Here is a 23,534-nt window from a genome sequence, read left to right as displayed (position 1 = left end):
TTAATAAATCCTTTGTTCGTATAATTCCACCACCAAATCATTTGAAATCAATTCTCCTGGCTGCATTTTTATGCGATATATGGGAGTTCGATTAATACCCAATGAAATAAAAGAGGACAGATTTAACTTTAAACATAGATTTCCGTTCTTAGTGCCAAAATATACTTTCTCCACTTTATAATAACCGTCAATCTCTCCGCCAACCATAGGCAAGAAATACCTAATATCCATCACATTGATAGATGTCGGTATCTTCTCCATAGTATATGTCTTTGCGGTATGACTGTCAAAATCTGAATAATCAGCATCGGTTCTTCGTACTAATCCAGTCAGAATATTCCTAATCTCCTGTTTCGGCTGTTGAGTCAAAGTGCCGACATTGTCAATGCTATCAATATGGAACTCAGTTTCAAGTTCAAACGGATCGCTGACATAGAAATGAGTCTGTAAAGCATTCACAAGCTCTTTGCTTTGAGCCGTTTCCTTTTTTATTGTTGAAGATTTTATTTTAAGAGACTTCCATATATCGAAATCTTCATCCTTCATCAAAGCAAGAATCAGATAATTACTATCACTCTTCGGACGATACAATTTGCCATTCAGCCGTTGGAAATTGTCCTGAATGAACTGATAGCAATCCATGCCATCACGTGGCTGCAGAGTTCTGAATGTGTAGAGTCGATTGAGGGTGCCTTGAATCTTATTTCTGAATTCTTTACGGACATATTCTCTCCATATCGCTTGCGTGCTCTTATTGTTGCGACCATACAACGATACGATGTACAAAAAGTTAACATCATAGTGACACAACAACAGCGTGTCTCTGTCAAACAGGCGATTTTCAAATTGGCGGTTAAGTTGCACTCCGCCATCCTGCGCCTTTAATTCTCTGTCATCAAAGGACAGGAATTTACTGTCTCCAGCCTTTTTGTTAGGAATTCGAGCACTGATAAAAAAATTGGGGATGGGATTATATCCTTCAGTCAATGTATCCCTTAACTGAGGATGTTCCCCGTTACCGTCACCATCCAAAAACAGATTCATGTTCCACTGAATGACATTTCTGGCGTATGTATATTGTTTGTATATCGATTTGTCGCCAAGCTGTGTCCTGTCATTCTTGGAACGCTTGTAATATTTGCTATCCCCAATGTAATAGGTAAGTTCAGATGTCAAATCAGACTGTTCGATAAGTCCTTGACCGACAAACATGTGGTCAACCAGTTTACCATCTCTTTGCTCTGTTAGTTCTTTTGGCAAATTTTGCTTGTCATTGCCACTTACCAAAGTGTCAATCATGACTTCAAAGATGCGCTCAAAATCTTTCGCCAGCAAATAGTCTTCCGCCTGCCTGTTCATCGCAATCTTATACTCCCTGTCAAAGAAAGCATAGCACAAATCCCATATCCGAAGAGCCTTGTCCGAGAAATACTTGTACTTGATTTGTTTCAGTCTTCTGCATCCAAGATTCCTATCAATATAAGACTTCTTTAACTTATCACAACTGATAAGCGGATATTGGATATTGATTTCAAAAGAAAAACCATGTATTTCACGGATGTAATTCAATATCGAGAAGTATATAACAAGTAACTCTTCGTCAAAATTCACCATTTTTTTCCTGTTGACAGGCTCGATGTAAACAGGGCTTCCGTTTTGAATTACTGCTTGCGATGAAGTAATGGTTTTGTTCCAGTTGATTTTGTTATAACCGGAATGCACGTTCTTGGCCACAAATGTAAAATAGTCCTGATTGTTTCTGTTGAAGTCCCTCAGTGCTATTATCACATCAAGTAGAGTGTTATGCTTCTGCTTTTTGCCTCTACTCTCAGACTGATATTCCTTGTTTTCAAGTATGTTGTCGTTGTGTGTCTGTTTGTATACACTTATTGTCCGGTATATCCAAATCGAGAGAGTGGACAGAAACTCCTTGTATTCCTTGCACCCTTCTTCCGTAAACTTAGATTTTACAGCTTCGGATTCAAAGTCTATTATTTCTTGCGGTGAAGCACCAAATATCGTATCATCGCCACTCTCCTCGTTTATCTCACCTGTCAATACAACTTTGGGCAAGAAGAAGACAACGTCTTTTGCTGCCTTGCTATAGCAATACCCGACATACTCAAAGGAATATTTGTCCTCCTTTACAGGAACTGACACAACATCCTTGAGTACATCTCTGACAGTCAAGCCATCCTTGACAATCTCGTCCAAATTATATGGGTATCCTTCAATGAACAGCAGCATAACATTTATTCAGATTAGAGTTCTGTATTCTCTTCGTTATTTTCAGTAGTAACCTTATTGCCATCAGGGTCAGTGACTCCGAGATAAGACATCATTTTCTTTAGCATTTTAGTCCCATTTTCTCCATACAATTCAGAGAATGAAATATCTTCAGCTTCACCGACTTTGAATATGTCCCCTTCACCATCTTTGCAGACATCGTTCCATAGATAGAACAATATTTTATTCAACAAAACTTTATCGGTAATTACTCCATCTGATGGATTTACGAAATAATCACCTAACATCTTATCTTCGGAGCTGTTTGCCCTCAAAATTTTTTCGTTGACTATTCTTTGAAATGATACCCAAGAATAGTCAGTTCCGTCAATGACAATCTTCCAGCCTATATTCTTATATTTAATCGGCTCATACTCCCAATCCCAACGCCTCTTGAATGCACTATCAATCGGAAACAACGATTGGTCTGAAGTATTCATAGTTGCATAGATATACAGATTTGATGGCAGACAAAGCTCCCCATCTTTTATGCCTAGATTGTCTTCGCCAAGCTCCTCTTCTAAGAAAGATTTCAAATCTGCATCAGCCTTGATAGTATATTCTGATATGCCATTTTCATCCCTATCAAGCAACTGGAATAAATCTCCGAATATTTGGGCGCAATTACCTCGATTGATTTCCTCAATAATAAGATATACTTTTTCTTCCGGTTTTCTATATGCCTGTATATAAGCATTAAGAAATGCCTGAGGAACGAAAGAATAAATTATACGAGATTCTTTTGAACAGGCAAGATATTCTTCTCCAACGGCCACTCCTTTATCAAATTCAACAGTGTAATTATCAGACATACCGCAAGCTTGGAGTATGTCTTTCTTATCAGAAAGATTCAACAGCTTTAACGAGCGCCAATATTTTGCTCCAAATTTTTGGGGAGAATATGTGACTCCACCCTCTTTCATTTCGGTTAATTTGCTAATGAGCTCTCCCTTAGCATATACTTTATCCATTGGTTTTTCCATTGTCGGTTTGTATGCTCCAACAAAGGTTGAATAATCACTGTCCGGATGGAATGTGGTTCTGAATATATTTTCTTTAAAAACACCTTCAAGTTGTGCCTTTATTTTATGGGATTTACCTGTACCTGGTGCACCGTAGAAGATTATCTGACGGCAAGTATCATCACACGTATTATTTGGTATCACTGTAGACGGCTTAAAGCTATCAGCTACGACCTCTAGTTTCGCTATAGTTGTCTCCAAAGCATCTTTATCAAGACAAATCTTAGCATCAGAATCAATGGAATCCAGCCTTGGTTGATTTGCCCAATTTATCACTTTGCTTAATGTTGAGAACAAGGGTTTAGTCTGAACTGTAGAATTTGCATTTGCAACTGAATCCGAGAAATATTCAGACCCATTGTTTCTCCAAGATGTTTCATCATATTCAGTCAGGTTCTTAAAGGTTTCTATATTAATCAATATATCTTTCAAAGTTTGAAGAATATTATCTAATCCGATCTGAAAGAACTTGGAGCCACCACGTCTGCCAGAGTTGCTGAACGTAATAAAACCACCTCTTTCACTCAAAGTAGCCTTAAAATCACTATTGCCGGATACTTCATTTAAAAATGAGAATAAATCTTTCATAATCCTATTACATCAATTGTTTAACTATTTCTTCAGCCAACCTTTTAATAACCGGAATAGCGACGCTATTTCCAAATTGACGGTAAGCTTCTTTGCGTGATACCACTATTTTAAATTCTATATTAGAATCATTATAATTGAGATTGTTCGCGCATTCCGGCTTTTCCCATCCCTCACCAATAATACGATACCCTTGTAATCTTCCGGCTTCCACCGGAGTCAGAACACGTGGGTTAAGTCCTTTTTCTGATTGATCAATAAGTATTTCGCTTCCATCTTTCCAATATCTAGCAGAAATAGTGCTCGTATATGTACTATCAGCATTGAATAGTGAATACCCGAATCCTTTCCCGTTTTTCCGGTTTCGTTCTTTGCGTTTTTGATGTCCTTCCCACATTTTATCACTAATGGTATATTGAGAATCCATAGTTTTTTCTGGCTCAAATATATCTGATACTTTGGTTAAAAGAATTCCTTCTTTCAACTTCTTCTTATCGTATATAGTAGAGCCATCTTCTGCTATTCCATATGGGAATCTAAATTCATCAACATCTACCAGCTTCTTATACCATGCTATAATGAATAAACGTTCTCTGTTTTGAGGTACTCCAAAATACTTTGCATTAAGAACATCAAAAGAATAAGCATATCCCAATTCTTCAAGTGTAGCTAATATTACTTTGAGAGTATTCCCTTTATCATGTGTCTTTAATCCACGAACATTCTCCAAAAACAAAACTCTAGGAGGATTGCCTGCATTAATTTTCTCTCTAATAATATTGGCTATACTAAAAAACAAAGTCCCTCTTGTATCCTCAAACCCTCTTTTAAGTCCTGCAACAGAAAAAGGCTGGCAAGGAAATCCGCCACAACAAACATCAAAATCCGGAATATGACTTGGAACGACATCATTTATATCTTCATTAAAATAAAGATATCTTCCATCCTTGTCTTTTTTGAAAAGCTTAGGCTCAATCTTTTTATAGTTTGCTTCATATGACAAACGAGCATTTTTATCCCATTCACTGGCAAAAACGCATTTTCCACCAACATAATGCATTGCTGTATGAAACCCCCCAATACCTGCAAACAAGTCTATGAATGTATATGTTTTCTTCATCATTTCCTTTCTCGGATTACTTTACTGTTTCATATAAATCCTTCAAATCACACTGTAATATCTGCGAAATCTCAATTAATTGCGGTGCACTTGGCTGTGTAGTATTGGTACACCAGCGACTTATTGTCATTTTCGACACGCCAAGTTGTTCTGCCAAATAGGTATTTGTAATCATCTTCTCGGCTAAAATGACCCGAATACGATTTCTATACTCTTTCTTTTCCATTGAATTTATATCTACATTTATGTGCAAAAATAAACAAATTTGTAGACACCGCCAAGCAAATAGTCTATTATATTTGTTTGGAATGAAACTAGCTTTTATTCATCATCTTCATCAAGATAAGTACAATCGGGGTTCATACCCTTTAATATTGAGCCATTTCCTTACAATGCGCCATTATATCTAATCCAAGTGTAATGAGTCAACTTTTTTCAGAACAAAACAATTTTCATATATGATATTTAGGATATTAATTTAGTCATTATATAAGACTTGAATACTGGTGATGTAGCCGCATCGTAATACATTACAATCTTCCAATGATTTCTACCATATGCAACTGCATCAGCATCCGTTTTCCTGATTAATTTGCTTGCAGCTTTATCGTAGTCATCCTCACAAGTTATTTCTTCGAACTTAAAGTAATTTTCAATATTGGATAATTCTTGTACGGCTTTGGTATAATACCTATTTATCAAATGATAACGTTTGAAATGTCTTTGTATAAGAGCATATAGATTTCTATCAATTCCATTTCTGTTATCTAAATAATATGCAAACTGAACACCTCCCACTATATGAGTGATACGAGCGAATAGGTATCGTATATCAGGCAAAGTGTCAGTATAAAAATTAATAGTGAAGATTTCACCATTCTCATCGAATATATCATCCCCCTTAAATGTATTACATTCAGAACATGCAGGTATCAAGTTAAAGACATTTACTGCATATTCTGAGTACACTTCCTTTGGAAGAATGTGCTCCGTAGTATTTGCACTATTTATAGTACAATACGGACATACATTATTATATGTTTGAGGGTTGTTATTAAAATGCCATGTTCTAAAATCCTTTACCAACTTGCATCCAGACGAATACATTCCTAGTAGGGGCTGTTTAATACTTGACAACACCGTAGAGGGAGTTAGTAATCCTAGCTTCTGGTTATCCATAGCACGCTCATAATATCGGTATGCAATCTCAACTTTTCGTTTATTAACATTCAGTGCAATAGTATCAGCACTGTTCTTGTCCTTTCTATCCACTGCTTCAGAGAAAAGTTCATATGGTTTCTTTCCTCCAGCATATTTTTTCATGTTAATCATGATTCAAATATTTATCAATTAACATATAAGAAGTAAGACTCATTGGCAAATCACCATTCTGGAGCTCTTGTAGTACCTGCTCCATGGATTCTTTTCCTTCGACAGCCTTTTCTATAAGTCGCCTGTAATACTTATCTCGTTGACCATTAGAGAAAATTTCTTCATTTATAGTAGTCAGGTTCTCGCCTAAGCTTTCAACCCTCATTTGCCTTACAACAGGCATTCCATCTACATCTCGTTCCATTATTAGGACATTGCGAGAGAGAAGAGATTGAATCACCAAAGGCGAATGAGTTGCCATAATACAACAAGAAGAGAATCTTTCACATACAAGATTTACAACATTTATAATCTGTGTAATAGCATTTGGATGAAGATGAACTTCTGGTTCATCTATCATAATTAGACAATTTGATCGCACATTAGCAGTAATGTCGATAATGAGGTTGGTAAGCATAGTTTGCCCTGAACTCATTTTACCATAGTAATCCTTATAGACATTATACTTAAATACAGAGCCGTTTTCAAACAAATCTTCTAACATCTCGTTGGGCAAGATATTGCCTAGAAATTTCTTTAAGTTTTTACCGCTATTCAGAACATTGATGGTTTCTGCATTACGTTGGTGTCTTGCTATCAATTGTTCAAGAGTCATAAGGCCACCCGCGTTATTGTGCATACCACAATACTCAAAGTTGAAGGCTCGTGCATTAATATCATAAAATCTATCAAACATACTATAAGATGCTGCTACAACTTTTGTAAACAATGGATGGTGCGGTGAGAAACATTCCTTCTGTTGATTAGCGATTGACTTAGCAAGATTATATAACAACGAGGTCTTACCTACACCATTTTCACCGATGATGGCAATCACTCTATTAAAATTATCTTCTTGATTTATTCTACCAAAATCGAACTTTATATTGAAGTCATAATCTGAAGAAAAAGCAAGTCGAGTCTTGTATGCAAAATTTACTCTTTCATCAGGATCAAAACCAGCAAGTACATAACGTCCTAAATTTAAAGCTGTATCAGCACTATTATCTCTTAACAAAGAGTGTCTGAATCCTGAGTCGTTTACAAAATCATCTGATATTCGGCTAAATGCTGCAGCATCTTTCATCGCATTAAGAAAGGACATCGCGTTATCGCCTAATATGTTTTTTATATTTGAATAATAAGATGTTTCCTGTCCTAAAGAGCAATAATCTAAATCTAGGGATAGAAATGACTCAGGAATAACATCCAGAGTTGTGGCGGCATTTTTCTTGCATATCTTCACTTTGCCTACCCTTGAATAGGAGCCATCCTCCCTAACATAATCTAAATAGAATGATGTTTTATGTCCATAATCATCCCATGTTATACTCTTTAAAAAGAAACATGGTTTGTTATTCCCAAGTTTATCAACATAAATCGTATAACTATTGCTATATATGTCTTTTCGATCAAATGAGAAGCCAGTTCCTGATTTTATAATATAATGGGGTCTTTCATCTATATAATCTTCTATGGCAAGTTCACAATTATCCCTATTTAGCAAAGGATTAATCTCTTCCACATATTGCATTATCTCTTCAGAAGACGATCTGACAAAGGGAGAAACACATGCTTCAACAAACTTAATGAAGTGTTTTGTATCACCTGCCAACAAATTAAATCGATGTTCAAAAGTATACGTAAGATCCCAATCATCATTATTAATCAAATGTTGCCTTGCATCAGCTTCTGCATTCTTGAAACGAGGGTCTTCTGAAGGCATAGCAGGGAGATCCCATATCATTTTCAAGAAATCAACAATGTTTTGATCTTCATAATTACCTCCTTGGAATACACCCAAGAAATCTGCATGAGACATAATCTTATCAAATATAGAGCGTCTCGTCTCAGCAGAAATTTTAATCTGATTGTTTTGATTTACCATTGTAGATTATATTAATTACATTTTTTCCTCAAGTATACCCCGCAAGTCTATTGGCTTCCATTTTTTCGGAGAGCGGCCTTTATATTGGAAAGACTCTTACTTTTATCTCCTTGCGGATATATTTTTCCGCCATTACGTTCAAAGTAACCATGTACACCCTTGGCAACACTTGTCAGTAATATAACTCGAATTTATACTTCCACCTCCTTTATCAGTCTTCTAAGCTCAAAGTAAGCATAGTTTCTGTACTATTCAGTTTTTTCCATCGACCTAGCCAAAATGAAAAATTCTATTGTTTTCCGACACTTGACAAGTTCCTCTGTATTCTGAAATGCTTTTTCAGATTAATCCTGAAATGGAAGTCTGCACGAAACCACGTCATGTCATTACAAATAATATCACCAGACATAATATGCATATTATATAAACATTTGTAAATCAAACACAATCTTTCCACTTTGTATCCAATACCCCAGCAAACATTTCCATTTCTCTTTTGGATAGTCCCAATCGGATTGCCAATTCTCGCCATCCTTTTACAGCTTCAATCACCTCCGAAATAATCTTTTCTGCTGTTTTACGGTTTAGCATATAGCCTTCGCAAGCATCCAGCAAAATACTCAACTCTGCTTTGTTAGAAGTTGATGAAACAAGCAAACTTTGATACTCATTCAACGTGGGGTTCATGTCATATGCAGGAGACAGTGTCCATCCTTTTGCAGTCAAAAGAAAACCGTGATTGCGGAAATGGTCGTCACTATTGCCTATGCATATATTGAAAGCCACACGACGGTATAGTTCCTGTAGGTTTCGCTCTACATCGGTACAATTCTGAATAATGAAGTCGACTATATCCAGATAACCATGCTCGGTAGTTGCATTGTCACCATCACTCAACCCCAACAAGGTCATTGCGGACGCAAAATGAATACGTTTGCTATCGTTTGTTCTATCGAAACGTTGTGACAGCAATGTATGATATTTTTCTCCAGTTGCCAGCACTTTGGTTTTTGATGCGTTTATCCCTGCTTTTGTGGCAAGCAAATGACTGAAATGTTCCCAAAGTCCAACATCATAGTCATCCTTACGTGAAGGAAACTTGGCTACATAAAGAGTTTTATCCGTATCTATCACATTGGCTTTAGGTCTCGCACCGCCCAATGATGTTCCTGGTTGCACAAGTTGTGCAATCCATTTCCTATCGGGGAGCATATTGTTTTCTTCGCTCTTCTCAATCTCAGCACTGGCTACAATCAACTCCCGAATATCTGTCAGAGGTGGAATTTTCAACGATTCACTTACATTTATAAATTCACTATCTGGGGTTTCCTTAAAACGGAATCCGCCCATTCGAGAGAAATCATCAATACCAGTCAAGAAATCGAAGGATGACAATCTCCGTACTGGTCGTTTTTCTTCCGCAGCTGCAATTTGCTCACGACGCAACAACAAAGTACGTCCCCAACGATCTGGCAAAGCATCAGAAAAACATCCGAATATATCCTTGTCCGGTTGTGTATATTGTTGTCCTGGGTAATTATTCAGGTCGTCACTCAAAAACAGATCGCTGTGCCGCCTTAACCATTCATTATTGAACGTAAAACTATAGCTGTCCGCACCACGAAGAGACTCAAAGCCTAATTCGCCAATGAGCTCCACTTCTTTGAGCCAATCGAAATCGGCATATACATACAACTTTTTCATAGATTATTCTTTCTTGGATGCACGTTCTCTTGTTTTCAAACTCAAATCTTGTAAAGACTTTCCCAATTTATCTTCTTTGGCAAGCAATAGAATATCATCGTCAAGTTGCAATGCGTACAACACACGTAGATAGATCCCTATTGCAACAGTAGGAATCCCTTTTTCTATTCGAGACACAGTAAGAGGTGAACAGGTGGCACGTTCAGCAACCTGAGCCACACTCAGATTCCGACGCAAGCGAGCCAACTTAATCTGCTCACCTACAATTTGCATCTTCTGCTCCAATTTTCGGGGAAGTTTGGTTCCCATTGTATTCTTTGCCATTACTACATCAATTTAAGGTGCAAAGCGACTATGTCGATGACTTCGCCACAACAACCTATCATATAATATACAAAGGTAATACTTTTTATTTATTTAATGATGTATTACACATAAAAAAATGCACGTCTTGGCATAATTAACCATATACATAATCTATTTTGAGCAAAAACTTCCAAAAACTAAATGCTATAATCTTGTTTGTAAGCACCATATACACCTATCAACAAACAATATGTTATTCGTTACAAACAATGCAAATTGTCCATCATACACTCATCATATCAAAGAACGATTTTGCTTGCCAAAAGAAAAAGATATAACTCCACTCTCAACTTGACTTTAATGACCGTTATTATATACACGGGCAATAAAGTCAAGTCAAACAGAGGGGAAGAAAAGAAAAAAGCTTCAACTGAATATTTCTCTTTTGATCAGCATACAATATCAGTGAAAATATCTTGCATTTAATTGACACTATAGGCGAAAACATCACGGAATTTTGTACCTTTGTAGCTAGATAGAAGATAGGTGAACTTCATTGAGGATACAATACTTCCTCATGGTTCTGATTCATTGAGAAAAGAGTGTAAAACAGCCTCAAAAACAAGTCTCAGAGGTCTCAAAAACAACTTTTCTACCGATTAAATTGCAATAATCTATCATTCAAGCAGCTATGTATGCTGCATCGGAACTTGAAAATGAGCTAAAAAAGTGCGGTACAACACGTATATCGAAAGTACTGAAAATCAGAGACATGAAATTGTGGGTACTTTCCATTCTCATTGTGAGTACCATATTTGTACCGATTAAAAGGCTAAAACACTTTCTTTCAATAGTATCAATGTGTTGCGTCGATATACAAGGCTCAGAATACATTCACATAGAAAAACAAGAGACTGACTCTAAACAATAAGAACCAGTCTCATTTAGTATCGACTAATTGGAATATAACAATTCCTTCATTGAAACCTTATTAATCATAATTATAAGATAAACATTCGTATCCCCAAATATAAATAGCTTTCCAAATAATCAGCTCATTCACTTCCTCCACCCAATGAACGATACAGATTAATGATTCCCTGTATCTCATCAAAACGATCTGAAACAGCATCCAACTCCGCTTGTAGCAATGCCTGACGGGCTGTCAATACCTCAAGGTAATTTTGCGAACTATGTTTCATCAACAACTCTGCACTACGCACAGCTGATGTTAAAGCAACAACCTGCTGTTCATCAAGTTTCAATTTTCCTCTTGCCGTCTGCCATTGTACCAACGCGTTATTAACCTCTGTACCGGCATCGAGTAGACTTTGACGGAAAGACAATAACGCCTCTTCTTGCTGTGCCTTGGCTACTTTCAAATTAGCAATATTCTGTCCACGATTAAAAAGTGGTTGTATAAGCGAGCCGACAACAGAAAACAACCATTGGCCAGGATTGGTTATTACAACACCTGCTGCATTAGTCCACCCAGCAGAACCCGAAAGCGTAATTGACGGAAAGAATGCGGCTCGGGCTTGGTTTGTTACATAGAATGCAGCAGCCAGTACAGCCTCACTTTGTCGTACATCCGGACGACGTTGCAGAAGCTGTAACGGTACACCGACTAAAAGCGTATCAGGAAAAGACTGGCTGGAAAGTGTTGAACGTGTGATGTCTCCTGGAACAGATCCCAATAATGATAACAAGGTATTTTCCAATTCGGTAATCTGTCGTTCAAGTGAAAGCAATGAAGCATCTACAGACAATTTACTCGCTTCAGTCTGTGCAACAGCCATATCAGTGGTCTGACCGGCATTTTTAAGAGCTTTCATCACACGCAGATTCTCACTCCAGTTTCTGGCTGTACGACGACTGATATTGAGCTGTTCATCCAACATCAACAATGTATAATAACTATTGGCAATAGTAGCTATCAACTGAGTTTGTACAGCCTGACGGTAAGCTTCACTCTGTTCCAGTACAACACGAGCTTCCCGTTTAGTATTGGTCAGTTTACCGAAAATATCAATCTCCCAACTAGCCGAAGTAGCCAAATCGTAACTCTTGGTTGTTTTACTATGTTCCACCTTGCCTATTGTTCCTTGAGGGCTAAGGCTAATAGATGGTAAATATGAAAGACGTGCCGACTGAAGAAGTGCTTCGGCTTCTTCGGCACGAAGACGGGCAATACCCAAATCTGAATTATTACAAAGACCAGTCTCAATAAGTTTCTGTAAATGTGGGTCCGTAAACAATTCTTTCCACGAAAGGTCGGCAATGGAAGCAACACTGTCGGCAGGCGAAATCTGCTGACGGTAAAGACTGTCTATAACCGCCACATCAGGTCGCTTATAGGTCCGATAAACCGAGCATCCCCCCAGTACCACCGACAAGCATATACATATAATTATTTTCTTCATTGTACAAATATATTCTGATTATTAATCTTTTTTTTCCAACTTCGGCAATTGACGCTCAGGCATGAAACGTTCCTGCAAATATTGGAATATAATAAAAAGTACCGGTACAATAAAAAGTAGGGCAACCGTACCGATTAGCATACCGCCAACCGTCCCCACACCGATAGAAATATTACCATTGGCTCCCACACCCGAAGCAAACATCAGTGGAAGCATTCCAAAAATCATAGTCAGTGAAGTCATAAGAATCGGACGCAAACGAACTTGTGCAGCAGATACCGCTGCCTGGGAAATGCTCATACCTTGACGGCGGCGTTCTGAAGCATATTCAGTAAGCAGGATTGCCGTCTTAGCCAGAAGTCCTATCAGCATCAACAAGCCAATTTGCAGATAAATGTTATTTTCCAAACCGAACATTTTGGCAAAAAGGAAGCTTCCGGCAAGCCCAAACGGAACAGAAAGAATAACTGCAATCGGAACGAAAAGACTCTCATAAAGAGCACATAGGATCAGGTATATGAATACTATGCAAATGACAAAGATAATAGTCGTGGAACTGCCTGTTGAAGCCTCTTCACGCGACATACCGCCAAATTCATAGCCGTAGCCTGCCGGAAGTGTCTCCGCAGCCACTTCACGCACCGCCTGGATAGCCTGACCGGTACTGTAACCGTCAGCAGGGGTACCGTTAACACTAATAGCCGAGAAAAGATTGAAACGGGAAAGTGTCTCAGCTCCATATACACGCGTAAGTTTCAGATATTGCCCCACGGGACTCATCTCACCTTCATCGTTCCGTACAAACATATTATTCAACGCTTCCGTATCCAAGCGATATTCGGGAGAAGCCTGTACCATCACACGATATAATTTGGAAAAACGGTTCATGTTGGAAGCGTAGTTACCACCGATATAGCCAGACAATACTGAAAGTACATCGGATGGAGAAATACCGTTGCGTTTGCAACGAGAAGCGTCCACCTCCACCAGATACTGAGGAAACTTGTTATCAAAGGAAGTTGTAGCACGTGCAATTTCAGGACGGGCATTCAGTTTGTCAATCATCTGCCGTGTAATAGAAAGTAGATCTTCTATCTTTCCTCCCTTCTGATCCTGTACATAGATTTCAAAACCGCTACTCACGCCATAGCCCGGGATCATAGGGGGAGCAAAAACCATTATATCAGCTGAAGCGATATCGGCTGTACGGCGGTAAATTTCAGATATTACAGAATTAATATCATCTCCCTCTTCCGTACGTTCATTCCAATCCTGAAGACGGACAATGAACATACCATTAGCTGCCCCCTGTCCGCTAATCATAGCGTTACCCGTAATTTTAGAAAACATACGGATTTGCGGAATGTCCTTGATACGACGGTTGATCTCATCCATCACAAGCTGTGTCTCTGCCAGATTACTTCCGGGAGAAGTACGTACATCAATGAAAACTGTACCCATATCCTCCTGAGGCACAAGTCCTGTCTTGGTTGTTCTCATCAAGAAAAAAAGTCCGCTACCGGCTACCACCAGCAACACTACGGCCAGCCATTTACGCTTGAGCATGAAAAACACACCACTTTTATACTTCATCACAACCCGATGGAAAGCCGTATCAAAAGCAACATGAAAACGTGAGGAGAAACTCATCTTTCCTCCATTACCAGTATCCGCATGTGGGGTCATGATAAGCGCACAAAGAGCCGGACTAAGAGTCATGGCGTTAAGAAGAGAAATACCTACTGCCACAGCCATCGTAAGACCGAACTGGGTATAAAACGTACCGGTCGTACCTCCCATGAACGATACGGGAATGAATACCGCCATGAAAACGAAAGTAGTAGTTACCAAAGCTGAAGTTATATTGCCCATAGCATCTATAGTGGCAAGATAAGGAGATTTGTAGCCCTCGTCAAATTTCGCCTGCACAGCCTCGACAACAACTATCGCGTCGTCCACCACCGTACCGATTACCAGTACTAAAGCAAAAAGAGTTAACATATTCAGGCTAAAGCCCGCCACAGCCAGAAATGCAAAAGTTCCGATCAAGGAAACAATAATTGAAACAGCAGGTATGAATGTGGAACGAAAACTCTGTAGAAAGACATACACCACCAAAATAACGAGGATTATAGCTTCAATAAGCGTTTTGATCACATTTTTGATGGATGCGTCAAGAAAGTCTTTCGTGCTCATCAAGTCAGCTATTTCCATGCCATTTGGAAGATTTTTTCGAATATCTTCTACTACCCTGTCAATCTCCTCAATAATTTCATTGGCATTAGAACCCGATGTCTGGGCAATCATACAATTAGAACCCGGATGACCGTTCACCTCACCTATATAAGTATAAGTACGCGATCCCAATTCGATAGTGGCCACATCTTTCAGTTTCAGTTCTTCACCGCCAGGAAGAGACTTGATAACCATATTCTCATAATCCTGTTCAAATTCATAACGTCCACGATATTTGAGCACGTACTGGAACGTATTTTCCGATTCAGTACCCAAAGTTCCAGTCGGGGCCTCAAGATTCTGTTCATCAAGGACTGCCGTAATATCACTCGGAACAAGGTTGTAACGTGTCATTTTACCCGGGTCAAGCCAGATACGTAATGAGTAGTCTGACCCCATTACATTAACCTCACCCACACCGGCTATACGAGCTAAACGAGGTTCGATATTAATTTTTAGATAATTATTTAGGAATTTCTCATCGAAAGAATTATCCGGACTGTACAAAGCCAAAGCTTTGATATTACTGGTTTGGCGTTTACGTACCGTAATACCGCTTCGTGTGACCTCGGTTGGAAGCAACCCCTGTGCGGAAGCAATACGGTTCTGCACATTCACCGTTGCCATATCTGGATCCGTCCCTTGACGGAAATAAATACGGATATTAGCCATTCCGGCATTGGTAGCTGAAGAAGTCATGTACATCATATTCTCCACGCCATTGAGGGCCTCTTCCAAAGGCACAACAACACTCTTCAGCACAGTCTCGGCATTAGCACCCGTATAGTTAGCCTGTACACTTACTGTAGGCGGCGCTATTTCGGGAAACTGTTCAACAGGTAATTGAACAAGGCTGATAATACCCAATATAAGGATGAGGGCGGAAATTACACCCGCCAAAATGGGTCTGTCAATAAAAGTCCTTATTTTCATGACGCAGATTATTCATTAGTAGTCGTGTAAGTATCTATTTCAGTTCCTTCGCGTACAAGACCGGCACCTTCGGCAACAATCACATCACCAAGAGACAGACCGGACTCGACAATATATTCCGTCCCGTTATTCAACCGAAATACATCAACCGGAGTTGACTTCGCCTTGCCATCAACCACTTTATATACGAAGACACGGTTCTGTAATTCATAAGTGGCAGCTTGAGGAATAGCAATCACACTGTCACGATACGAAGGGACAAATACCGTACCACTACCACCATTACGGAGTAGTTTCTCCGGATTGTCAAACTCCGCACGCAAACTTACCGCACCTGTACTCTCATCTATGCTCCCACTCACTGCGTTGATCTTACCGGAATGGGAATAAGCCTTACCGTTGCTCAAGGTCAACTCTACATCAGGCATCTCAGCCATTGCTTTCTGAAGCGAACCGTATTGTTGCACCAAATCCAATATCTGATTCTCATTCATTGAAAAATAGGCATAAATTTTCTCATCATCGGAAACTGTTACCAATGGTTCCGCAATATTGCTACCCACAAGAGCCCCCACACGATAAGGAATCATACTGGCAACCCCGTTAACAGGACTTTTAACTTCTGTATAAGACAGATTATTACGGGCATTGATTTCCTCTGCCCGAGCCTGAGCAAGACTGGCCTGAGCTTCTGCAAGGGAATTGCGAGCGGTTTGGAGATCAAATTCCGAAACCACATCCTCTCGGAACAACTCCTCTTTACTCTCCGCCGTAAGCCGGGCAGTAGCCAGACGGGATTCCGCACTCTTTACATTAGCTATTGCCATTTCGAGTGCAGCTTTATAAGGAACCTGGTCAATAATGAACAATACCTGTCCCTTTTTTACCACGTCACCCTCATTCAAACGAATTTCTGTAATGATGCCATCCACCTGCGGGCGTATCTCAACATACTGCCTACCTCGCAAACTAGCCGCATATCCGTTTTTTAGTGTCCGATCAGTAAATTCCACACGAAGTGTCTTGTACTTGACACCCGGCTCTTGCTGTTGTTTAGAACTACACGAAGACAGCAATACCAAAACTGATAATAAAACGAAGAAAACTTTCATTATTTTTCTGTTTGTTTATTTATTATTATTGAATGAAAATTAGTTTCCCAAAACAGTCGGTGACAAATCTAAAAAGATTTTGCATACATTCTAAGAATGTGTTGACGAACAGTAGAAATGTGTTGACGAACGACAACAATCCAGCGTTTGAAGTATGAGAACAAAGAATTATCTTTGCAGAAACAACTTAATATTTAATATAAAAAGACCAAGTATAGATGTTTCTAAAAAGAATAAAGAAAAAAGTGAGGGGAACAGCAGAAAGTGCCGTTGCATATCCCAGAATAACCCTCTATGTAGACCTGCTCTTTTGTATAATCATATTGCCCCTAACTATCCTGCTTGTCCCAGTAGACAAATGGTTTGTAACTCAGCCTGCTTTTGTAGTGACGCTGGTCATATATCTTTACCTACTTTATTTCGTCTACCGCAAAGTGAGTATTCCATCACTGTTCATGCGTAAAAGGTATGGATGGATTATAATGACAGTTATCATGCTCTTGTTTGTAACTGAACTAATGACTCATTTCCCCTTGCCGGAAAATCCTCACTCCAAACTGCCTCTGGATTTCCGCCGCCATTTGCATTCCCAAACCGTATGGTTCTTTTTCCTTATCATATCCGGTTTTGGACTGGCCATTGAAGTCACCTTCGAACTTTTCCGTCAAATGCTTGCCCGTCAAGAAGTGGAAGCAGAGAAAAACCGCGCCGAACTGGCCATGTATAAAGCACAGATAAATCCACATTTTCTATTCAACACTCTCAATACTCTGTATGGACTGGTTATAACTAAATCTGACCTGACCGAATCCGCCTTTGTCAAGTTCTCCAATATTCTCAAATATATGTACCATAATGCCTCAGTCGAAAAAATAGACGTAAAAAGTGAAATAGAATATATCCGACAGTATGTTGAACTACAACAGTTACGTCTCAACCATCACACCAAGGTCATATTCGAGAGTCATACAGATCAGGAATATGTGAAAATTCCTCCAATGATCCTAATCACCTTCGTGGAAAATGCATTTAAATATGGGACATCTTCTTCCGAAGACTGTACCGTGCTCATACGGATTGTCGTAGAAGACGGTACATTACTTTTCAAGACATGTAATTCCATCATGAGAGAGAAAGAACAGGATAGCCCCTCCATAGGTATAGAAAACTGCCGAAAGCGTCTGAGACTACTTTATCCTGAACGTTTCACATTGCTTACGGAAAAGGATGAGAACAAACGGGAGTTCAGAACAAAATTAATCATACAGCTTTCATGAGAAAAATTAACTGCATAGCCATAGACGATGAACCCATCGCGCTATTCATCATCAAACAGTTCTGTGATAGAAAAGGAGGTATGGAAATAACCACCTTCTGTGATCCCCGCATTGGGTTGGAAGAAATCATACGAACAAAACCGGACTTAGTATTTCTTGACATTGAAATGAACGGTCTCAATGGTCTGGATGTAGCAAAAGCTTTACCTGTGGAATGTACCCTTATCTTTACTACTGCACACGCCAAATATGCACTCGACGGTTTCAATCTGGATGCCGTGGATTTTTTGCACAAGCCTATAGCTTATAAACGTTTCGAAAGGGCTGTGGAGAAAGCTATGCTACATATAGGAGGACTTACAGAACCATGGAATGAAGCCATGCAGGAAAATATTGTCGTAAAACAAGACTACACCAGTATAACTGTACCTATTTCCGATATATTTTATATTGAAGCAATGGAGAATTATAGCAAAATATTCCGAATCTGTGGAGAAAATATCATTTCAAGACTTAATATAAAAGCTCTCCATGGAATGTTGCCCAAAAACTACTTTTTAAGAGTGCATCGTTCTTTTCTGATTCCATTAAACAAGGTCAGCCAATTCTCCAAACAGGAAATACATCTTCAAGGACTTGAAAGAACCATTCCCGTAGGGAGAAGCTATGCTAAGTATATATATGAAGTACTGTCTCAAAACAAAAGAAAATAGGGGGCATCTGGATAGCCACAAACGTACCGATGCTATCTTGAAATCTCTTATGCTGTCCGGAGATAAGTGACATGCCTACACAAACAAGGTTCTGTTTTTATAACCGATATCTCTACCATTATTTAAGGACGTATAAAAGATAGACTTCTGTCTTCTTCCGCAAACAAGATTGCCGTATTCACCAGTGCCAGATGGGAATATGCTTGTGGAAAATTGCCCAGTTGTTCTTTGGTATTGAAATCGATGTCTTCACTAAACAATCCCAAATGGTTTGCATATTTCAGCACCTCATCAAAAAGACACCTGGCCTCTTCTCTTCTACCTGTAACAAACAACCCTCGTATCAACCAGAACGTACAAATGGTAAAAGCGGAAGAAGGCATGCCAAAATCGTCCTCACTGTTATAGCGATACATCAATCCCTTATAAAACAACGCTTTCCGGACAGCTTCCACCGTCTTATGATAACGGATATCATCAGCTTGGATGAACCCGTAAGGCTCCATCAGTAGCAAAGATGAATCCAACGCTTCGTTATCGTAAGCCTGAGAGAAACTTTGCATTTTTTCCTTCCACCCATGTTCCATCACATCCTGGCGGATATTATCAGCTTCCTGCATCCAGCGCTCGGAATCACCGTATTTGCCCAACATACGGGCTATCTTCACACCCCGATCCAAGGCCACCCAGCACATCACTTTAGAAGAAACAAAATGGCGGCTTTCCCCCCTGATTTCCCAAATACCTTTGTCTGGCTTCTGCCAGTCTTCCTGAACAGTGTCAAGAATACTTTTCACCATTTCCCACATGTCTTCTATCTCATCCAATGTTCCCGGCATCAAGCGATAATACTGGTAAATTAAGTCCATTAAATATCCGAAAGAATCATTCTGCCGTTGATGATATGCATCGTTCCCTATACGGACAGGTCTGGAATCTTTGTAACCAGAAAGATGCTCCAAAATAACTTCAGTCAATTTGCGTTCTCCGCGTATCCCATACATAATCTGATAGGATCTCCTGTTAGCAACAAATGTGGACTGTATAAATTTCATAAAACGCCTGGCAGCACCCGCATGCCCTACTCGGAACATAGTTTCGATTGACATGGAAGCATCCCGCAACCAGCAGAACCGGTAATCCCAATTTCGAACATCACCCACCGTTTCGGGCAGACTCGTAGTTAATGCCGCCAGTACAGCACCCTTATAGTAAGACATCAGTTTCAATACCAACAAGCTTCGTTCTATCACGTCATTATAAAGTGTATACTTTTTACTTCGATTTGTCCAGTTCAGCCAGTAAACCAACGTCCGACAATACTCCAGTTTTTCACGTTCAATATCTATCGGAATCACTTTTTCATTATAGGAAAGCAACATAAATTCGTCTTTTTCAAGCTGTACGGTTCGCTTCAACGAGATGTCCTCCAAAGGCAAGGAGGAATACAGATATTGCCTGTCTTTGCTATCGGAAGAACAATAAGTCTCGATATAATCAGAGGTTGTATTATAAATGACTTTCCCACGGGCATAATTCGGAGCTGGACTATATTTAATTTTAAACTCCGGTTTACCTCTTACCAGATGAATATAGCGGTACAGTTCAGCCGGAATATATTGCCCCTTACTATCATTCTTAAAACGATAACAGGGCATGAAATCGAGTACATCAAATTCTCCCGCTTCTGATAAGAACTTGGTAGAAAGTATATTAGTATGTGGAACATACGTTTGTAATATCCGATAATCAGAATTTACCTCGAAACCGAAGCAGCCTCCCTTCTCCCGGTCGAGCAACGCTGCAAAAATAGATGGGGAATCAAAATCCGGGAAACATAACCACTCCACATTCCCTGTTTCGGAAATCAGAGCAGCAGTACGCCCATTGCCTACAACACCATAATTCAAATTCATCGTACAATCATTTTATAATTTCTTCAATAAACCTTTCAAAAAATCGACAGTTGTCTCTATACGCCTCTTTATCATTTCACCCTTACGGTGTCTCTGCTCCCTTCTGGCAAGTGCACTAAGAAACGGCAGGACATCCTGCTGTGAAGGTAAATTATAAGAGGCTATTTCCGAGATACTGCCAACCTTTATCGCCACCGCATTACGTGGTAATGCCTGAAACATGTCGTCATCGGTTGTATCATCCCCTATGGCCAAAATAAAATCATAATGCATATCAACCATCAGACGTTTTACTTCAGACCCCTTGTTATAATCAGGTGATTTTATCTCTACCACTTTGTTGCCCTGCATAATCTGCAATTTCTGCCGAGAACAAATGGAGATCAGTGCATTTACCAGTTGTTGGGCACGCAAAGCCCCCAACCATGCATCACTTTCCCTGTAATGCCAAACAAGAGCGGTCTCTTTCACTTCCAGACGGGCGCCCGGAGTTTTGTTGACAAACAATCGCAAAATAGACAGCAAACCGTTTTCCCAATCCATTTTTTTCATATTGTTGTGCCATACTCCATGTTCCTTGTAGAAAGCTCCATGTTCTGCCGCAAAAGAAACGGGAAGATTACCCAGCCATTTCTCCAATGTATAATGGTCACGCCCGCTATTTATCACCACATGGTTTGCCGGATCATCAGCCAATCGCTGCAACAACGCGATCAGTTCCGGTGTCGGCTTCGCATCTTCCGGTCTGGCTTTGAAAGCAACCAATGTCCCGTCATAATCCAGTAAAACCAACCGGCGTACCGCCTGATCATACCGAAGTTTAAGGGATGCAATCGTAGCTGCCGTAAGCCGCTTATGCCGTAATTGTTCATTCTTCAAATAGGTGTTTCTCAGTTCATGGATAAAATCGAAAGCCCATTTATCCACTGTCTGAACGGATATGACGGCTTGCATACGTTTTAAGCGGTGTACCTGTTCTTGCACAGGCATTTCCAATGCATGGCAAATGGCGTTCTCTATCTGCTCTGTATCGTTCGGGTTGATTTGGATGGCACCGGTCATCTCTACGGAGGCACCCGCCATTTCACTCAGTATTAAGACTCCCGGAGTATCAGACTTTGCCGCCACGTATTCTTTCGCCACCAGATTCATACCGTCACGCAAAGGTGTCACTAAAGCAATATCCGCCACACAGTACATGGCTACCAGTTCCTCCCACGTAAAACTGTGATAGAAATAACAAACCGGTGTCCAGTCCATAGTGGAATAACGCCCGTTAACAGAGCCTATTTCTTCGTCTATACGGGTTTTCAATTCAGCATAACTACCCACATGATCGCGTGAAGGCACAATGATCATGGCAAGCGTCACTTTTCCGTGGTACTCAGGATGATGTTCCAGAAAAGAAGAGAATCCATGCAGACGATGCAAGATACCTTTACTGTAATCAAGTCTATCTACGGATAATATCAACTTGTGATTTCCAAAAAGCTTGCGAGTATGATCAATAGCTTGCTTTACTTGAGGATTACAAGAGGCCTTATGATAGGAGTCATAGTTGATTCCCATAGGCAATGCATCTATTCGCGCCACACGATTTCCAAGTTGTACTTCATCCAATTTGAACTCAAGATGCAACACACGTTCCACGGCACTGATAAAATGCCGCATATAATCGTGCGTGTGGAAAGCAATAAAATCAGCTCCCAATAAACCTTTCAATATTTCAGCCCTTTCCGGCAGTATACGGAAAAGTTCGTAGGAAGGGAAAGGTATATGGTGGAAATAACCGATGCTCAGATCCGGATAGACCTTGCGCAACATGGCGGGTAACAACATCAACTGATAGTCCTGTACCCAAACCACGTCTCCTGGGCGTATCACACGGCAAATTTCATCACAAAACAGCTGGTTCACCTCTTTATAAGCTTGCCAGAAAGATTTCTTATACAATGTATAGGCGTAAAAATAGTGACAGAGAGGCCAGATTGTACTGTTACTATAACCTTCGTAGTAATCCCTGATTTGTACTTCCGTAAGGAATACCGGATGAAAGTTCATTTTATCCAGTTCAGAGGTAATTTCCAATTTTTCCTCTTCTTTGTCAACACACAATCCTGGCCAACCGATCCAGTGTTTCTCATAGGAAATCTGAAGGGAATTAAGCCCGGTGGTCAATCCGCCTTCACTGCGTACAAATGAGAAAGTCCCATCTGCACTGGTAACCTTTACCGGTAATCTGTTTGATATAATATAAAGTTTCATGATATTTCTATATCAATATATATACCAATATGGTCAACTACAACACAACACACTGATAAATAATCAACTAACAAGAATATATTCAATTGCACATATCTCCTAAAATGAAAATCCCCTTTCCATTTTGAAAGAGACAGGGATTTCATACCGGCAGTAAATTACTAAATGCCCATTATTTGTATCAATAGTTGAAACTTTTTCTCTACAAAAACACCTTTTAGAAAAAGGAAGTGAGGGAAATGGTACTTCCCTTACTTAAAGAGAATGCCAACCAAATGCTAAAAAGGTAAAGGATATATAGCAAAAAAAGAGTTGACAATTAATTGCCAACTCTTCTCTAAATATACTTTGATTCACTTGTAACCACCAAAAACA

At 39.6% G+C, this 23,534-nt stretch carries 15 protein-coding genes; 2 read left to right on the top strand and 13 right to left on the bottom strand.

The genetic code is table 11. From position 1 onward, the window contains the following. The 11 genes from RB604_RS10385 to RB604_RS10335 all read right to left on the bottom strand — a co-directional run bounded on the left by RB604_RS10385 (nt 1) and on the right by RB604_RS10335 (nt 16,988). Entirely contained in the window at nt 1–2,247 is a 2,247-nt protein-coding gene (locus tag RB604_RS10385; RefSeq protein ID WP_007478355.1) for an LlaJI family restriction endonuclease, read from the bottom strand. Between the two features lie 14 nt (nt 2,248–2,261). Next, nucleotides 2,262–3,896 carry an AAA family ATPase gene (locus RB604_RS10380; protein WP_007478357.1) on the bottom strand — a complete coding sequence of 545 codons (1,635 nt, stop codon included), beginning with the start codon at nt 3,894–3,896 and terminating at the stop codon, nt 2,262–2,264. A 7-nt stretch (nt 3,897–3,903) separates the two neighbouring features. Then, nucleotides 3,904–5,019, bottom strand: a complete 1,116-nt coding sequence (gene dcm / locus RB604_RS10375; protein ID WP_007478358.1) for a DNA (cytosine-5-)-methyltransferase — start codon at nt 5,017–5,019, stop codon at nt 3,904–3,906. 13 nt (nt 5,020–5,032) lie between these two features. Further along, nucleotides 5,033–5,242, bottom strand: a complete 210-nt coding sequence (locus tag RB604_RS10370) for a helix-turn-helix transcriptional regulator (protein ID WP_007478359.1) — start codon at nt 5,240–5,242, stop codon at nt 5,033–5,035. A gap of 239 nt (nt 5,243–5,481) precedes the next feature. Next, a complete protein-coding gene (locus tag RB604_RS10365; protein WP_007478360.1) occupies nt 5,482–6,348 on the bottom strand; it encodes an HNH endonuclease in 867 nt (288 codons plus the stop codon). Then, nucleotides 6,341–8,275 (bottom strand): AbiJ-related protein, encoded by a 1,935-nt coding sequence (locus RB604_RS10360; protein ID WP_309004785.1) that lies wholly within the window; start codon nt 8,273–8,275, stop codon nt 6,341–6,343. Before RB604_RS10360 ends, RB604_RS10365 begins: the two co-directional genes overlap by 8 nt. A 438-nt stretch (nt 8,276–8,713) precedes the next feature. Beyond that, nucleotides 8,714–9,979, bottom strand: a complete 1,266-nt coding sequence (locus RB604_RS10355; RefSeq protein WP_007478362.1) for a type II toxin-antitoxin system HipA family toxin — start codon at nt 9,977–9,979, stop codon at nt 8,714–8,716. Between the two features lie 3 nt (nt 9,980–9,982). Then, nucleotides 9,983–10,303, bottom strand: a complete 321-nt coding sequence (locus RB604_RS10350; protein WP_007478363.1) for a helix-turn-helix domain-containing protein — start codon at nt 10,301–10,303, stop codon at nt 9,983–9,985. A gap of 1,037 nt (nt 10,304–11,340) precedes the next feature. Next, nucleotides 11,341–12,708: a TolC family protein gene (locus RB604_RS10345; RefSeq protein WP_005924552.1), complete on the bottom strand. Its 1,368-nt coding sequence runs from the start codon at nt 12,706–12,708 to the stop codon at nt 11,341–11,343. A gap of 21 nt (nt 12,709–12,729) precedes the next feature. Beyond that, nucleotides 12,730–15,876 carry an efflux RND transporter permease subunit gene (locus RB604_RS10340; protein ID WP_007478366.1) on the bottom strand — a complete coding sequence of 1,049 codons (3,147 nt, stop codon included), beginning with the start codon at nt 15,874–15,876 and terminating at the stop codon, nt 12,730–12,732. 8 nt (nt 15,877–15,884) lie between these two features. Then, nucleotides 15,885–16,988 (bottom strand): efflux RND transporter periplasmic adaptor subunit, encoded by a 1,104-nt coding sequence (locus tag RB604_RS10335; protein WP_005924556.1) that lies wholly within the window; start codon nt 16,986–16,988, stop codon nt 15,885–15,887. A gap of 218 nt (nt 16,989–17,206) precedes the next feature. Here RB604_RS10335 and RB604_RS10330 point away from each other — a divergent pair, with 218 nt between their 5' ends. Next, on the top strand, nt 17,207–18,265 hold the full coding sequence (locus RB604_RS10330; RefSeq protein WP_005924557.1) for a sensor histidine kinase: 1,059 nt from the start codon (nt 17,207–17,209) through the stop codon (nt 18,263–18,265). Then, nucleotides 18,262–18,978 (top strand): LytR/AlgR family response regulator transcription factor, encoded by a 717-nt coding sequence (locus RB604_RS10325; protein WP_005924560.1) that lies wholly within the window; start codon nt 18,262–18,264, stop codon nt 18,976–18,978. The genes RB604_RS10330 and RB604_RS10325 overlap by 4 nt, the downstream gene beginning before the upstream one ends. Before the next feature lie 122 nt (nt 18,979–19,100). On the opposite strand, the gene RB604_RS10320 is transcribed toward RB604_RS10325, so the two are convergent. Both RB604_RS10320 and RB604_RS10315 read right to left on the bottom strand, forming a co-directional pair. Continuing rightward, the gene (locus tag RB604_RS10320) at nt 19,101–20,894 is read right to left on the bottom strand and encodes a glycoside hydrolase family 15 protein (protein ID WP_005924563.1); all 1,794 of its coding nucleotides are present in this window, start codon (nt 20,892–20,894) and stop codon (nt 19,101–19,103) included. A gap of 12 nt (nt 20,895–20,906) precedes the next feature. Beyond that, nucleotides 20,907–23,159 (bottom strand): bifunctional alpha,alpha-trehalose-phosphate synthase (UDP-forming)/trehalose-phosphatase, encoded by a 2,253-nt coding sequence (locus tag RB604_RS10315; protein ID WP_055295601.1) that lies wholly within the window; start codon nt 23,157–23,159, stop codon nt 20,907–20,909. Nucleotides 23,160–23,534: the final 375 nt, after the last annotated feature.

The organism is Bacteroides salyersiae, assembly GCF_031172035.1.
GTDB lineage: Bacteria > Bacteroidota > Bacteroidia > Bacteroidales > Bacteroidaceae > Bacteroides > Bacteroides salyersiae.
This window is presented reverse-complemented; position numbering and strand designations above follow the sequence as displayed.

Excerpts from the sequence above, each read along its gene's own strand:
- RB604_RS10385 (WP_007478355.1), bottom strand. The coding sequence starts at position 2,247 with ATGCTGCTGTTCATTGAAGGATACCCATATAATTTGGACGAGATTGTC.
- RB604_RS10380 (WP_007478357.1), bottom strand. The coding sequence starts at position 3,896 with ATGAAAGATTTATTCTCATTTTTAAATGAAGTATCCGGCAATAGTGAT.
- dcm (WP_007478358.1), bottom strand. The coding sequence starts at position 5,019 with ATGATGAAGAAAACATATACATTCATAGACTTGTTTGCAGGTATTGGG.
- RB604_RS10370 (WP_007478359.1), bottom strand. The coding sequence starts at position 5,242 with ATGGAAAAGAAAGAGTATAGAAATCGTATTCGGGTCATTTTAGCCGAG.
- RB604_RS10365 (WP_007478360.1), bottom strand. The coding sequence starts at position 6,348 with ATGATTAACATGAAAAAATATGCTGGAGGAAAGAAACCATATGAACTT.
- RB604_RS10360 (WP_309004785.1), bottom strand. The coding sequence starts at position 8,275 with ATGGTAAATCAAAACAATCAGATTAAAATTTCTGCTGAGACGAGACGC.
- RB604_RS10355 (WP_007478362.1), bottom strand. The coding sequence starts at position 9,979 with ATGAAAAAGTTGTATGTATATGCCGATTTCGATTGGCTCAAAGAAGTG.
- RB604_RS10350 (WP_007478363.1), bottom strand. The coding sequence starts at position 10,303 with ATGGCAAAGAATACAATGGGAACCAAACTTCCCCGAAAATTGGAGCAG.
- RB604_RS10345 (WP_005924552.1), bottom strand. The coding sequence starts at position 12,708 with ATGAAGAAAATAATTATATGTATATGCTTGTCGGTGGTACTGGGGGGA.
- RB604_RS10340 (WP_007478366.1), bottom strand. The coding sequence starts at position 15,876 with ATGAAAATAAGGACTTTTATTGACAGACCCATTTTGGCGGGTGTAATT.
- RB604_RS10335 (WP_005924556.1), bottom strand. The coding sequence starts at position 16,988 with ATGAAAGTTTTCTTCGTTTTATTATCAGTTTTGGTATTGCTGTCTTCG.
- RB604_RS10330 (WP_005924557.1), top strand. The coding sequence starts at position 17,207 with ATGTTTCTAAAAAGAATAAAGAAAAAAGTGAGGGGAACAGCAGAAAGT.
- RB604_RS10325 (WP_005924560.1), top strand. The coding sequence starts at position 18,262 with ATGAGAAAAATTAACTGCATAGCCATAGACGATGAACCCATCGCGCTA.
- RB604_RS10320 (WP_005924563.1), bottom strand. The coding sequence starts at position 20,894 with ATGAATTTGAATTATGGTGTTGTAGGCAATGGGCGTACTGCTGCTCTG.
- RB604_RS10315 (WP_055295601.1), bottom strand. The coding sequence starts at position 23,159 with ATGAAACTTTATATTATATCAAACAGATTACCGGTAAAGGTTACCAGT.